The sequence below is a fragment of the Pseudomonas sp. LBUM1645 genome, assembly GCF_059716185.1.
Map to the genome: position 1 here is coordinate 6,032,765 of NZ_CP166811.1, position 13,194 is coordinate 6,045,958.

Consider the following 13,194-nt stretch of genomic DNA (forward strand, 5'->3'; position numbering starts at 1 on the left):
TGAGATCACCCTGTTCGAACCCGGCTACCAAGCGTCCGTCAGGCCTTTCACACAGCACCGGCCCACTGCCTTACACTGGGCGCCATGAAAACCATTCCCCATACGCAAATCGCCGAGCCTGCGGTCACCTGCTCGACCTGCGCAGCTTGCTGCTGTCAGCTCGAAGTCATGCTGATCACGGACACGGGCGTGCCCGAACGTTTTATCGATACCGATGACTGGGGCGGGGAAGTCATGCTGCGTCTGGATGACGGCTGGTGCGCCGCGCTGGATCGCAACACGATGATGTGCACCATCTACGAAAAACGCCCGTTGATCTGCCGGGAGTTCGAGATGGGCGCACCGGAATGTATCGAGGAACGCCAAGGGATTACCACGGCGTATCGCTGATCGAGAAAATACCGAAGATCTAATGTGGGAGCGAGCTTGCTCGCGATGGCGGCCTGTCAGTCAACATCAGTGTTGAATGTTAAATCGCTATCGCGAGCAAGCTCGCTCCCACATTGATTGGCAGTGTGTTTAGAGCGGCATCGTGTAATGCAGTGCGTAGCTTTCTACACCATCGTTCGGGCTGCTCAGCCCGGCATTTGAATAGTGCGTCGCACGAATCCCGACTTCATGTCCGCCCGTAAAGCGCAGCCCAAAACCGAACCGGTCTTCAAACTGAAAGGCATTGCCGAGATTGTTGTTTTCGACTTCGGTATTGGCGAACACTGCTACGCCAACTCCCAACTCAACATAAGGTTTGATGGTCTGCCCGGCAAACTCGTAAACCAGCACCGGTGCGAACGACAGGCTGTGGTTGCTGGAGGTCTTGTCGCCTTCCCAATAGGTGTAGGCACCGCTCCAGTAACCAGTCAAACGACCGATATCACTCTGCAACCAGCTCTTGTCCCAATCGAATTGCATGCCCAGTCGATAGGTCATGGTCGACTCGCTAGTCTGACCGACCGCGAACTCCACGCCTGCCGCCTGTGCGGTAAAACTGTGCCCCATCAGTGCGGCCGCAATCGCGGCCAAGCAGAATAGTCGCTTCATTAGAAACATCCTTTTCCGAACGATTTCGTATGGTTTTTTTGTTGCTTGACGCTATAGAAGTCGACGTTTAATCAGAAGTTCACCCCAATTACTCGCTTGCCCCGAATTTTGTTTACTCCTTGAAGCTTCGCACAACGCCAGCGGTATTCCACAGTATCGGCAAGATATTTCCGAAATGTTCCGGATCAGCACTCGTCCAGAACTGTGCGGCACGAGCAGGCCCTTCGGCGAGCAATTCACGCTCGGCCAACAGACGCTGAAGTTGCCGCGCTACAGCGGCGCCGGTATCAATCAAGCTGATGTCGTCGGGGATCATCTGCTTAAGCAACGGCTTTAGGAAGGGATAATGCGTGCAGCCAAGAATTATCGTGTCGCACCCGGCGCCGAGCAGCGGTTCGACATACCTGGCCAGCAACTGGCGCAATGCCTCGCTGTGCAGATCGCCGTTTTCAATCAGCTCTACCAGGCCGGGGCACGGCTGGGTGATGACTCGCACATCGGTGGCGAATCGGTCGAGCAACGCGGCGAACTTGGCACTCTGCAAGGTGCCGGTGGTGGCGAGCACGCCGACCACACCGCTGCGGGTGGCGGCAGCGGCCGGTTTGACCGCCGGCTCCATGCCAACGATGGGCCACTCGGGATAATCGCGCCGCAAGTCTGCAACGCCAGCGACAGTCGCCGTGTTGCAGGCCAGCACCAAGGCCTTGGCGCCCTGCTGCTGAAAAAAACCGGCCATCACGCTGCAGCGATGACGGATGAATTCCGGGGTTTTCTCGCCGTAGGGAATATTCCCGCAATCGGCGACATACAACAGTGATTCGTTGGGCAGCAAACGCTGGATCTCGGCCAGCACCGAAAGCCCACCGACACCGGAGTCGAACACGCCAATCGGCGCTTCACGCATGCTTCGAACCACAGACGCTGCAGCCCGGATCACGCTTGACCCGCAATTCGCGAAAGCGCGAGCCCAAGGCATCGATCAACAACAGACGCCCCACCAGCGGCTCGCCGAAACCCACCAGCAACTTCATGGCTTCCAGCGCCTGAAGGCTGCCGACCAGGCCAACCAATGGCCCCACGACACCGGCTTCGCTGCAGGTCAGTTCGGCTTCGCTGCCGTGACCATATAAACAGTGGTAGCACGGGCTTTCCGGACGGCGCGGGTCAAACACTGACAACTGACCTTCGAGCCGAATCGCAGCGCCACTGACCAAAGGTTTGCCGGCGGCAACGCACGCCGCGTTGACCGCTTCGCGGGTGGAGAAATTGTCGGAACAGTCCAGCACCAGATCCACCGCAGCCACGGCGGCGGCCAGGGAATCTTCGTCCAGCGCGGTGCGATGGGCGATCAACTGAATCTCGGGATTGATTGCAGTGAGTCGGCGGATCGCCGAGTCGACTTTGCTCAAGCCGACGCTGTCAGTGTCGTGAACGATCTGGCGTTGCAGGTTGGTCAGGTCGACCGTGTCGAAATCCGCCAGATGCAACTCGCCGACGCCGGCGGCTGCCAGATACAACGCAACCGGCGAGCCGAGACCGCCGAGACCGACGATCAACACGCGGCTTTCTTTCAGTCGCAACTGGCCGTCGATGTCGACGTGTTGCAACAGAATCTGCCGACTGTAGCGCAACAATTCCTGATCATTCAGCACGGCAGGCGCCCCAGGCTGATACGTTCGTGACCGCCCAGATCGGTGCGGCTGTGGACTTCTTCAAAGCCGCGGGTCAGCAGCAAATCGCGTACCGCAATGGCTTGATCGTAACCGTGTTCAAGCATCAGCCAACCGCCCGCCTCCAGATAATCCGGCGCCTGGGCGACGATCAGACGCAGATCGTCGAGCCCATCGACGCCAGCCACCAAGGCACTGGCCGGTTCGAAGCGCACATCACCTTCTACCAGATGCGGGTCGGCAGAGGCGATGTAAGGCGGGTTGCTGATGATCAGCTGAAAACGCTGACCTTCCAGCGCACTGAACCAATGACTGCTCAGCACGGTGGCGTTATTCAGGTGCAAGCGCTGGCGATTGCGCTCGGCCAGGGCCACGGCTTCGAGCACGCGATCCACGGCGGTAACCTTCCAGGCCGGACGCTCGCTGGCCAGGGCCAGGGCAATGGCGCCGCTGCCGGTGCCGAGGTCGAGCACCGAGGCGGGTGTGGCCGGCAGCAGTTCCAGCGTAGTTTCCACCAGCAGTTCGGTGTCCGGGCGCGGGATCAGCGTATGCGGCGCAACTTCCAGATCAAGCTTCCAGAAACCTTGCTGACCGAGGATGTAAGCCACTGGCTCACCGCCACGGCGGCGCTGCAAATACTCGGCAAATTTAAGCGCCGCTTCGCTCGGAACGATGCGCTCGGGCCAGGTGTGCAGAAAACTGCGGGACTTGCCCAACGCGGCGGCCAGCAACAATTCGGCATCCAGGCGCGCGGAGGGCGAATCCGGCAGGTCGGCTGCGCGTAACAAACTGGCAATGATCGTCATTTACTCACCTATCGCTGCCAATTGGTCGGCCTGGTATTCGGCGAGCAACGGCTCGATCACCGCATCGACGCCACCCGCGAGGATTTCGTCGAGGGAATACAGCGTCAGGTTGACCCGATGGTCGGTGACCCGCCCTTGGGCAAAGTTATACGTGCGGATCCGCTCCGAGCGATCGCCCGAACCGACCAGCAATTTACGCTCGCTGGCGATAGCGTTCGCGGCGGCGCTGGTCTGCTGATCGTTGAGCTTGGCCGACAGCCAGGACATCGCCCGGGCGCGGTTCTTGTGCTGGGAACGTTCTTCCTGGCACTCAACGACGATACCGGACGGCAAGTGCGTGATGCGGATCGCCGAGTCCGTCTTGTTGACGTGCTGACCACCGGCACCGGAGGATTTGTAGGTATCGATGCGCAAATCCGAGGGGTTGATCTCGATCGCTTCCTGCTCGTCCGGCTCGGGCAACACGGCTACGGTGCAGGCCGAGGTGTGGATACGGCCCTGGGATTCAGTAGCCGGAACCCGTTGTACGCGGTGGGCACCGGATTCGAATTTCAGTTTGCCGTAGACGCTGTCGCCTTCGACGCGGGCGATGACTTCTTTAAAGCCGCCGTGCTCACCGATGTTCTCCGAGAGGATTTCCACCCGCCAGCCGCGACGCTCGGCGTAGCGCGAATACATGCGGAACAGGTCGCCAGAGAAAATCGCCGCTTCGTCACCGCCGGTACCGGCGCGGATTTCGAGGAACACGTTACGCCCATCGTTCGGATCCTTGGGCAGCAGCATGCGTTGCAGGCTGGCTTCTATTTCGATCAATTGCTCTTTGGCTTCGCGAACTTCTTCCACGGCCATTTCGCGCATGTCCGGGTCGCTGTCCTTGAGCAGTGCCTGAGCGCCCTCGAGATCGCTTTGTACCTTGAGCAACTGTTTATAGGTTTCGACAATCGGTTCGACTTCCGCGTATTCCTTGGAATAGGTGCGGAATTTGTTCTGATCGGAAATGACTTCGCCGTCGCCAAGCAAGGCGGTCAATTCCTCGAAACGGTCCTGGAGGATGTCCAGCTTATTGAGCAGTGACGCTTTCATTGCGGTTTTTTATCCGAAAAGCTATCCGATGAGCCCTCATTCAGGGCAAAGAGTTCCTGGGCCATGGCCAGCGCATCGAGGCGGCCTTCGGCAGAGAGCTTTTTCAACTGCACGCTCGGTGCGTGCAAGAGTTTGTTGGTCAGGCCCCGCGCCAGTTGCACCAGCACGTCTTCGGCGCTGCTGCCGTTGGCCAGCATGCGCTGGGCCTTCTGCAATTCTTCGTCGCGCATGCGCTCGCTTTGTTGGCGATAGGCCTTGAGCACATCCACCGCCGCCAGTTCACGCAGGCGGACCATGAAATCTTCGGCACCGATCGAGACCATCTCTTCCGCCGCCTGGGCTGCACCCTGGCGACTCTTGAGGTTCTCGGCGACCACTTCGTGGAGATCGTCGACGCTATAAAGGTAAACGTCGTCCAGTTCGCCGACTTCCGGTTCGATATCCCGGGGAACGGCGATGTCTACCATGAAGATCGGCTTGTGCTTGCGCAGTTTCAAGGCGCTTTCCACCGCGCCCTTGCCCAGGATCGGCAACTGGCTGGCGGTGGAACTGATGACGATGTCGCTGCGCACCAGTTCAGCCGGGATTTCCGAGAGCAACACCGCATGGGCGCCGAACTGCTCCGCCAGAATGCTCGCGCGCTCCAGGGTGCGGTTGGCGACCACGATGCGCTTTACACCCAATTCGTGCAGATGGCGGGCGACCAGGGTGATGGTCTCACCGGCGCCGATCAGCAAGGCCTGACTGCGTTGCAGGTCACTGAAAATCTGTTTCGCCAGACTGACCGCGGCAAACGCCACGGACACCGGGTTCTCGCCGATGGCGGTGTCGGTGCGCACCTGTTTGGCCGCATTGAACGTGGCCTGGAACAGCCGCCCGAGCAACGGACCGATGGTGCCGGCCTCGCGGGCCACGGCGTAAGCCGATTTCATCTGACCGAGAATCTGCGGTTCGCCCAACACCAGCGAATCGAGCCCGGAGGCCACCCGCATCATGTGACGAACTGCCGCATCATCTTCATGCACATAAGCACTCGCGCGCAGCTCTTCGAGGCTCAAATGGTGATAATCGGCCAGCCAGCGCAATATGATGTCAGCCGAAAGGTGATCCTGTTCTATATAGAGTTCACTGCGATTGCAGGTGGAAAGGATCGCAGCTTCGCGGCTGTCGGTGAGCCGGCAGAGCTGCTGCAAGGCCTCCACCAGCTGCTCAGGGGTAAAGGCCACGCGCTCGCGGACGTCTACTGAAGCAGTCTTGTGGTTAATACCGAGTGCAAGGAAGGCCATTCAAGGTCGCTGATGGTGACGTGAAGCCGGCAATTGTCCTACTTCGACAGAGCCAGAACAACTATTCGATATCTATCGCCCCTGTAGGAGCTGCCGAAGGCTGCGATCTTTTCAGGTTTCAAAGGTGCCGCACAGGCAAGATCAAAAGATCGCAGCCTGCGGCAGCTCCTACGATTGTCCCAATGACCTGCCTCTATAAAGGCGCCAATTGAGACTCGGTTATGTTTGGCCGAAGGCTTGTGTCATGATGATCCGACCGCAGGTTAGTCGTCCTCTTCCTATATGAATAGATCCTCCGCGTTGCTCCTCGCTTTTGTCTTCCTCAGCGGCTGCCAGGCCTTGGCACCCGTTTCGTCGGACGGTGTGCCGCCGATCGAAGACAGCACTCCGGCCCCTGAAAAGCCCAAGGTTTACAGCTCATTCAGTGAAGAAACCATCTTCAGTCTGTTGAGCGCCGAACTGGCTGGCCAGCGCAATCGTTTCGACATTGCCCTGGACAACTACGTGACCCAGGCGATCAATACTCAGGATCCGGGCATCTCCGAGCGGGCATTCCGTATCGCCGAGTACCTGGGCGCCGATCAGGCTGCCCTGGACACCGCGTTGATCTGGGCGAAAAACGCCCCGGACGACCTCGAGGCGCAACGGGCCGCTGCCGTGCAACTGGCTCGTGCAGGGCGTTATGACGACTCCATGGTCTATATGGAGAAAGTCCTGCAAGGCAAGGGCGACACGCATTTCGACTTCCTCGCCCTGTCTGCGGCCGATACCGACCAGGACACGCGTAACGGCTTGATGAAAAGTTTTGACCGTTTATTGCAGCGCCATCCGAACAACAGTCAGCTGATTTTCGGCAAAGCCTTGCTGCTGCAACAGGACGGTGACGCCAAGGGTGCGCTGGGCCTGCTGGAAGACAATCCGCCGGACGACGGCGAAATAGCACCGATTCTGCTGCGAGCACGCCTGCTGCAGACCCTCAGTCGTGGCGATGAAGCGTTGCCGCTGCTGCAAAAAAGCATCAAGAAATACCCGGACGACAAACGCCTGCGCCTGACTTACGCGCGCATGCTGGTTGAACAGGACCGCATGGACGACGCCAAAGCCGAGTTCTCAAGCCTGGTTCAGCAATACCCGGAAGACGACGAACTGCGTTATTCCCTGGCGTTGGTCTGCCTGGAAGCCAAGGCTTGGGATGAGGCCAAGGGCTATCTGGAAGACCTGATTGCCCGGGAAAGCCACGTCGATTCGGCTCACTTGAACCTCGGTCGTATCGCTGAAGAGCGCAACGACCCTCAAGGCGCGCTGATCGAGTACGCCCAGGTCGGCCCGGGCAACGATTACCTGCCGGCGCAATTGCGTCAGGCCGATATCCTGATGAACAACGGCAAGACCGCCGAAGCCCAAAGCCGTCTGGCTGCGGAGCGCGATGAGCAGCCCGATTACGCGATTCAGTTGTATTTGATCGAAGCCGAAACCTTGTCCGCCAATAAACAGCCCGACAAGGCCTGGAATGTATTGAAGCAAGCCTTGCAGCAATACCCGGACGATCTGAATCTGCTGTACACCCGCGCCATGCAGGCGGAAAAACGCAATGACCTGGCGCAGATGGAGAAAGACCTGCGTCTGATCATCAAGCGCGACCCGGACAACGCGATGGCGCTGAACGCCCTCGGTTACACCCTGTCCGACCGTACGACGCGCTACGCCGAAGCCAAGGCCTTGATCGAACAGGCACACAAGATCAATCCGGAAGACCCGGCGGTACTCGACAGCCTCGGCTGGGTGAACTTCCGCATGGGCAATCTCGACGAAGCCGAACGCCTGCTGCGCCAGGCGCTGGAGCGCTTCCCCGATCAGGAAGTTGCCGCGCACCTGGGTGAAGTCCTGTGGGCCAATGGCAAGCAACGGGAAGCCAAACAAATCTGGGGCAAGTTCCTCAAGGAACAGCCTGACAGCCCAACTCTGCGCGGTACCATCAAGCGCCTGACCGGATCAGAGACTCTTTAACATTATGTTTTTGCGCCACCTCATTGTTTTCAGCTTCATCGCCCTGCTCGCCGGTTGCGCGGGCTTCGGTGCCCGCGAATCGGTCCAGGGTCAAGGCAACGCGGCCCAATGGCGGGACTACAAACAGCAACTGACCAGCCTCGACGGCTGGCAGATCAACGGCAAGATCGGCATCCGCGCGCCAAAAGATTCAGGCAGCGGCACGCTGTTCTGGTTGCAGCGACAGGATTACTACGACATCCGGCTTTCCGGCCCCCTGGGGCGCGGCGCGGCTCGCTTGACGGGTCACCCTGGCAAAGTCTCGCTGGAAGTGGCCAATCAGGGCCGTTATGACGCAACGACACCAGAGGCGCTGGTCGAAGAACAGCTCGGCTGGAAGTTACCCGTCTCCAACCTGGCCTGGTGGGTTCGCGGGCTCCCGGCGCCGAACAGCAAAAGTCGCCTGACCCTGGATGCCGATAGCCGCCTGGCCAATCTCGAACAGGATGGCTGGCAGGTCGAATACCTGAGTTACGCCGAGCAAAACGGCTATTGGTTGCCCGAGCGGATCAAACTGCACGGCACCGACCTTGATATCACGCTGGTGATCAAGGAATGGCAACCACGCAAACTGGGGCAGTGAACATGACCGCTCCTCGCTTGACGCTGCCCTCCCCGGCCAAACTCAATCTGATGCTGCACATCCTCGGTCGCCGTGAAGACGGTTATCACGAGTTGCAGACTATTTTTCAGTTTCTCGATTACGGCGATGAAATCACGTTCGCCGTTCGTGACGACGGTGTGATTCGACTGCACACCGAATTCGAAGGCGTTCCTCACGACAGCAATCTGATTGTTCGAGCTGCAAAAAAACTTCAGGAGCAATCCGGTTGTTCGCTCGGTATCGACATCTGGATCGAAAAAATTCTGCCCATGGGCGGTGGAATCGGTGGCGGCAGTTCAAATGCCGCGACGACTTTGCTCGGCCTCAATCATCTCTGGCAACTGGGTTGGGATGAGGATCGACTGGCCGTGCTGGGCCTGACGCTTGGCGCCGACGTCCCGGTTTTCGTGCGTGGACACGCGGCTTTTGCCGAAGGCGTGGGGGAGAAACTGACCCCTGTAGACCCCGAAGAACCGTGGTATCTCGTGCTTGTGCCGCAAGTCTCTGTAAGTACAGCAGAAATTTTTTCAGATCCGTTGTTGACACGTAACTCTTCTCCCATTAAAGTGCGCCCCGTTCCCAAGGGAAACAGTCGAAATGACTGCTTACCGGTGGTAGCAAGGCGTTACCCAGATGTACGTAACGCATTGAATTTGTTAGGTAAATTTACCGAAGCAAAACTCACCGGAACTGGAAGTTGTGTGTTTGGGGGCTTCCCAAGCAAAGCTGAAGCTGATAAAGTCTCGGCCCTTCTTACAGAGACCCTTACAGGGTTTGTAGCAAAGGGAAGCAACGTTTCGATGTTGCATCGCAAGCTGCAAAGTCTGCTCTAAAAGGAACCGAGTACTGGGTACTCGTTGCAACAGATACAGGGGCGTCGCCAAGCGGTAAGGCAGCAGGTTTTGATCCTGCCATGCGTTGGTTCGAATCCAGCCGCCCCTGCCATTTTCTATACTCATCCAGGTTACCCTCAGCCTCTAGGTACTGCGCGTGTCCAAGATGATGGTCTTTACGGGGAATGCTAACCCCGATCTGGCTCGGCGTGTTGTACGTCAGCTGCATATCCCTCTCGGTGACATCTCTGTCGGTAAGTTCTCCGACGGCGAAATTACTGCCGAGATCAATGAAAACGTCCGCGGTAAAGATGTCTTCATTATTCAGCCGACTTGCGCTCCGACCAACGATAACCTGATGGAACTGGTAGTGATGGCTGATGCCTTCCGCCGCTCCTCGGCTACTCGTATCACTGCTGTTATTCCTTACTTTGGTTATGCCCGTCAGGATCGCCGTCCGCGTTCCGCACGTGTGGCTATCAGCGCGAAAGTCGTTGCTGACATGCTTACCGTAGTCGGCATCGACCGTGTTCTCACGGTTGATCTGCATGCTGACCAAATCCAGGGTTTCTTCGATATTCCGGTAGATAACATCTACGGCTCCCCAGTATTGGTGGATGACATTGAAGATCAGCGCTTCGAAAACCTGATGATCGTGTCCCCGGACATTGGCGGCGTCGTGCGTGCACGTGCTGTTGCCAAATCCCTGGGAGTGGATCTCGGGATCATCGACAAACGCCGTGAGAAAGCCAATCACTCTGAAGTGATGCATATCATCGGTGATGTCGAAGGGCGTACCTGTATTCTGGTCGATGACATGGTCGATACCGCCGGCACTCTGTGCCACGCGGCCAAGGCCCTGAAAGAGCATGGCGCTGCCAAGGTTTTCGCCTATTGCACACACCCTGTGCTGTCCGGTCGGGCGATCGAAAACATCGAAAATTCAATGCTGGACGAACTGGTGGTGACTAACACCATCCCGTTGTCCGCTGCTGCTCAAGCCTGCTCGCGTATCCGTCAACTGGATATCGCGCCGGTAGTTGCCGAAGCGGTTCGCCGCATCAGCAACGAAGAATCGATCAGCGCGATGTTCCGTTAAGGGCCCTGCCCTTCTCGAATATCTCGTTGACGAAAAGCGCCCCGCCCCGGCATTCCTGTCGGGGCGGGGCTTTTTTGCCCATATCGCCTTTAGCGCTGGTCGCAAACGCTGGGGCGAATGTGGTTATTTTGGAGATACAACATGAACGAATTTACTCTGAATGCTGAAGTGCGTTCCGACCTGGGGAAAGGTGCGAGCCGCCGCCTGCGTCGTCTCGCAAGCCTGGTACCTGCTGTAGTTTACGGTGGCGAAAAAGCCCCTGAATCCATCAGCATGCTGGCTAAAGAAGTTGCCAAACTGCTCGAAAACGAAGCGGCTTACAGCCACATCATCGAGCTGAACGTTGGCGGCACCAAGCAAAACGTAATCATCAAAGCTCTGCAGCGTCACCCGGCCAAAGGCCACGTGATGCACGCTGACTTCGTACGTGTTGTAGCTGGCCAGAAACTGACCGCTATCGTGCCTGTACACTTTGTTGGTGAAGAAGCTCCGATCAAGAAAGGCGGCGAAGTTTCGCACGTTGTTGCTGAAATCGAAGTTTCGTGCCTGCCAAAAGACCTGCCTGAATTCATCGAAGTCGACCTGGCTAACGCCGAAATCGGTTCGATCATTCACCTGTCTGACCTCAAAGCCCCTAAAGGCGTTGAGTTTGTTGCTCTGGCACACGGCGATGACAAGGCTGTTGCCAACGTCCACGCTCCACGTGTTGCTCCAGAAGCTACTACTGAAGAAGGCGCAGCAGAGTAATTTCACTCTGTTCGCCGGAGTGACCGGAAACATCGCGGACTAGAGCGTAGCGAGAAAGCGGGCGAGAACGCGGAGTTTACATAATGGTAAATGAGCACTTGTCGTCCACTTTCGCCGCACACCACTGTCGCGGCGATGTTATCCACCACTCCAAGGAAGGGCCCCTATCGTGACTGCCATCAAACTGATCGTTGGCCTGGGAAATCCAGGCGCTGAATACGAACAGACTCGGCATAACGCAGGGGCCCTTTTTGTTGAGCGCATCGCGAACGCACAAGGCGTAAACCTTGTGGCGGATCGCAAATATTTCGGCCTGACCGGGCGCTATTCGCATCAGGGTCAGGATGTTCGTCTGTTGATTCCCACCACGTACATGAACCGCAGCGGCCAGGCCGTAGCGGCACTCGCTGGTTTCTTCCGCATCAAGCCTGAAGAAATCCTCGTGGCGCACGACGAACTCGACCTGCCACCGGGTGTAGCCAAGCTCAAACAGGGCGGCGGCCATGGCGGTCACAACGGGTTGCGCGACATCATCGCGCAACTGGGCAATCAGAATACCTTTCACCGCCTGCGGCTTGGCATTGGCCACCCGGGCGTTGCCAGTATGGTTTCAAATTTCGTCCTGGGTCGTGCGCCACGCGCCGAACAGGAAAAACTCGATGCCAGCATCGACTTTGCCCTCGGCGTGCTGCCGGATATCCTCGCCGGTGAATGGAACCGCGCGATGAAAAACCTGCACAGCCAGAAGGCCTGACTCACTCCTCGGGGAAAACACCATGGGATTCAATTGCGGCATCGTCGGCCTGCCTAACGTCGGCAAGTCCACCCTATTCAACGCCCTGACCAAATCCGGGATCGCGGCCGAGAACTTCCCCTTCTGCACCATCGAACCGAACACCGGTATCGTGCCGATGCCGGATCCGCGTCTGGAAGCCCTGGCGGCCATCGTCAATCCAAAGCGCATCTTGCCGACCACCATGGAATTCGTCGACATCGCAGGCTTGGTAGCCGGCGCCTCGAAAGGTGAAGGTCTGGGCAACAAGTTCCTCGCCAACATCCGTGAAACCGATGCCATCGCGCACGTAGTCCGCTGCTTCGAAGACGAGAACGTGATTCACGTCTCCAACAGCGTCGACCCGAAACGCGACATCGAAATCATCGACCTGGAACTGATCTTCGCCGACCTCGACAGCTGCGAGAAGCAACTGCAGAAAGTCGCCCGTAACGCCAAGGGTGGTGACAAGGACGCCGTAGTCCAGAAAGGCCTGCTGGAACAATTGATCGCTCACTTCACCCTCGGCAAGCCTGCCCGCACGTTGATGAAGACCATGGGCGCCGACGACAAAGCGGTGATTCGTGGTTTCCACCTGCTGACCACCAAGCCGGTCATGTACATCGCCAACGTCGCTGAAGACGGTTTCGAGAACAACCCGCTGCTGGACATCGTCAAAGCCATCGCCGAAGAAGAAGGTGCCATGGTGGTTCCGGTCTGCAACAAGATCGAAGCCGAAATCGCCGAGCTGGATGACGGCGAAGAGAAAGACATGTTCCTCGAAGCCCTGGGCCTTGAAGAACCTGGCCTGAACCGCGTGATCCGCGCCGGCTACGAAATGCTGCACCTGCAGACCTACTTCACCGCCGGTGTCGAAGAAGTCCGCGCCTGGACCGTCCGCGTGGGTGCTACCGCACCACAAGCCGCTGGTGTGATCCACACCGACTTCGAAAAGGGCTTCATCCGCGCCGAAGTCATCGCCTATGACGACTTCATCCAGTACAAGGGCGAAGCCGGCACTAAAGAAGCCGGTAAATGGCGCCTGGAAGGCAAGGACTACATCGTTAAAGACGGCGACGTGATGCACTTCCGCTTCAACGTGTAACGGTGACCGTGGATTTACACGGAACTCGATAGACTCAAAAAATCCCCGTAATCACTCGATGATACGGGGATTTTTTTTGCCTTGGGATCGCCATCTTCCTCCATC

General features: G+C 58.0%; 14 protein-coding genes and 1 tRNA gene. 9 read left to right on the forward strand and 6 right to left on the reverse strand.

Features of this window, described 5'->3' with window-relative positions; genetic code table 11:
• Nucleotides 1–84: 84 nt before the first annotated feature.
• Nucleotides 85–390 carry a YkgJ family cysteine cluster protein gene (locus ACA079_RS27385; protein ID WP_074880229.1) on the forward strand — a complete coding sequence of 102 codons (306 nt, stop codon included), beginning with the start codon at nucleotides 85–87 and terminating at the stop codon, nucleotides 388–390.
• 129 nt (nucleotides 391–519) lie between these two features.
• Here ACA079_RS27385 and ACA079_RS27390 read toward each other — a convergent pair whose 3' ends face one another.
• The 6 genes from ACA079_RS27390 to hemA form a co-directional block, all read right to left on the reverse strand.
• A complete protein-coding gene (locus ACA079_RS27390) occupies nucleotides 520–1,038 on the reverse strand; it encodes an acyloxyacyl hydrolase (RefSeq protein WP_415759157.1) in 519 nt (172 codons plus the stop codon).
• Nucleotides 1,039–1,150: 112 nt separating this feature from the next.
• Entirely contained in the window at nucleotides 1,151–1,942 is a 792-nt protein-coding gene (murI, locus tag ACA079_RS27395; RefSeq protein WP_497701602.1) for a glutamate racemase, read from the reverse strand.
• Nucleotides 1,935–2,690 carry a molybdopterin-synthase adenylyltransferase MoeB gene (locus ACA079_RS27400; RefSeq protein WP_008153418.1) on the reverse strand — a complete coding sequence of 252 codons (756 nt, stop codon included), beginning with the start codon at nucleotides 2,688–2,690 and terminating at the stop codon, nucleotides 1,935–1,937. Before ACA079_RS27400 ends, murI begins: the two co-directional genes overlap by 8 nt.
• Entirely contained in the window at nucleotides 2,684–3,514 is an 831-nt protein-coding gene (gene prmC, locus ACA079_RS27405; protein ID WP_497701603.1) for a peptide chain release factor N(5)-glutamine methyltransferase, read from the reverse strand. The genes ACA079_RS27400 and prmC overlap by 7 nt, the downstream gene beginning before the upstream one ends.
• Nucleotides 3,515–4,597 (reverse strand): peptide chain release factor 1, encoded by a 1,083-nt coding sequence (gene prfA / locus ACA079_RS27410; protein WP_282481459.1) that lies wholly within the window; start codon nucleotides 4,595–4,597, stop codon nucleotides 3,515–3,517.
• On the reverse strand, nucleotides 4,594–5,883 hold the full coding sequence (gene hemA, locus ACA079_RS27415) for a glutamyl-tRNA reductase (protein WP_134419015.1): 1,290 nt from the start codon (nucleotides 5,881–5,883) through the stop codon (nucleotides 4,594–4,596). The genes prfA and hemA overlap by 4 nt, the downstream gene beginning before the upstream one ends.
• Nucleotides 5,884–6,165: 282 nt before the next feature.
• Here hemA and ACA079_RS27420 point away from each other — a divergent pair, with 282 nt between their 5' ends.
• From ACA079_RS27420 to ychF, 8 genes are all read left to right on the forward strand, one after another.
• Entirely contained in the window at nucleotides 6,166–7,890 is a 1,725-nt protein-coding gene (locus ACA079_RS27420; protein ID WP_497701604.1) for a tetratricopeptide repeat protein, read from the forward strand.
• Between the two features lie 4 nt (nucleotides 7,891–7,894).
• Entirely contained in the window at nucleotides 7,895–8,512 is a 618-nt protein-coding gene (gene lolB / locus ACA079_RS27425) for a lipoprotein insertase outer membrane protein LolB (protein ID WP_497701605.1), read from the forward strand.
• Nucleotides 8,513–8,514: 2 nt separating this feature from the next.
• Nucleotides 8,515–9,366 carry a 4-(cytidine 5'-diphospho)-2-C-methyl-D-erythritol kinase gene (ispE, locus tag ACA079_RS27430; protein WP_429533550.1) on the forward strand — a complete coding sequence of 284 codons (852 nt, stop codon included), beginning with the start codon at nucleotides 8,515–8,517 and terminating at the stop codon, nucleotides 9,364–9,366.
• Between the two features lie 37 nt (nucleotides 9,367–9,403).
• Nucleotides 9,404–9,478 (forward strand) — tRNA-Gln (locus ACA079_RS27435).
• Nucleotides 9,479–9,523: 45 nt separating this feature from the next.
• The gene (locus ACA079_RS27440) at nucleotides 9,524–10,465 is read left to right on the forward strand and encodes a ribose-phosphate pyrophosphokinase (RefSeq protein ID WP_003208392.1); all 942 of its coding nucleotides are present in this window, start codon (nucleotides 9,524–9,526) and stop codon (nucleotides 10,463–10,465) included.
• Nucleotides 10,466–10,606: 141 nt separating this feature from the next.
• Complete coding sequence (locus ACA079_RS27445) at nucleotides 10,607–11,212, forward strand: 50S ribosomal protein L25/general stress protein Ctc (protein ID WP_462005853.1); 606 nt, start codon at nucleotides 10,607–10,609, stop codon at nucleotides 11,210–11,212.
• A 169-nt stretch (nucleotides 11,213–11,381) separates the two neighbouring features.
• Nucleotides 11,382–11,966 (forward strand): aminoacyl-tRNA hydrolase, encoded by a 585-nt coding sequence (pth, locus tag ACA079_RS27450; RefSeq protein WP_046030136.1) that lies wholly within the window; start codon nucleotides 11,382–11,384, stop codon nucleotides 11,964–11,966.
• A gap of 22 nt (nucleotides 11,967–11,988) precedes the next feature.
• Nucleotides 11,989–13,089, forward strand: a complete 1,101-nt coding sequence (ychF, locus tag ACA079_RS27455) for a redox-regulated ATPase YchF (protein ID WP_064675906.1) — start codon at nucleotides 11,989–11,991, stop codon at nucleotides 13,087–13,089.
• Nucleotides 13,090–13,194: the final 105 nt, after the last annotated feature.

Coding starts and splice junctions, on each gene's coding strand:
- lolB (WP_497701605.1), top strand. CDS start 7,895: ATGTTTTTGCGCCACCTCATTGTTTTCAGCTTCATCGCCCTGCTCGCC.
- ACA079_RS27420 (WP_497701604.1), top strand. CDS start 6,166: ATGAATAGATCCTCCGCGTTGCTCCTCGCTTTTGTCTTCCTCAGCGGC.
- ispE (WP_429533550.1), top strand. CDS start 8,515: ATGACCGCTCCTCGCTTGACGCTGCCCTCCCCGGCCAAACTCAATCTG.
- prmC (WP_497701603.1), bottom strand. CDS start 3,514: ATGACGATCATTGCCAGTTTGTTACGCGCAGCCGACCTGCCGGATTCG.
- murI (WP_497701602.1), bottom strand. CDS start 1,942: ATGCGTGAAGCGCCGATTGGCGTGTTCGACTCCGGTGTCGGTGGGCTT.
- prfA (WP_282481459.1), bottom strand. CDS start 4,597: ATGAAAGCGTCACTGCTCAATAAGCTGGACATCCTCCAGGACCGTTTC.
- hemA (WP_134419015.1), bottom strand. CDS start 5,883: ATGGCCTTCCTTGCACTCGGTATTAACCACAAGACTGCTTCAGTAGAC.
- ACA079_RS27445 (WP_462005853.1), top strand. CDS start 10,607: ATGAACGAATTTACTCTGAATGCTGAAGTGCGTTCCGACCTGGGGAAA.
- ACA079_RS27390 (WP_415759157.1), bottom strand. CDS start 1,038: ATGAAGCGACTATTCTGCTTGGCCGCGATTGCGGCCGCACTGATGGGG.
- ACA079_RS27385 (WP_074880229.1), top strand. CDS start 85: ATGAAAACCATTCCCCATACGCAAATCGCCGAGCCTGCGGTCACCTGC.
- ychF (WP_064675906.1), top strand. CDS start 11,989: ATGGGATTCAATTGCGGCATCGTCGGCCTGCCTAACGTCGGCAAGTCC.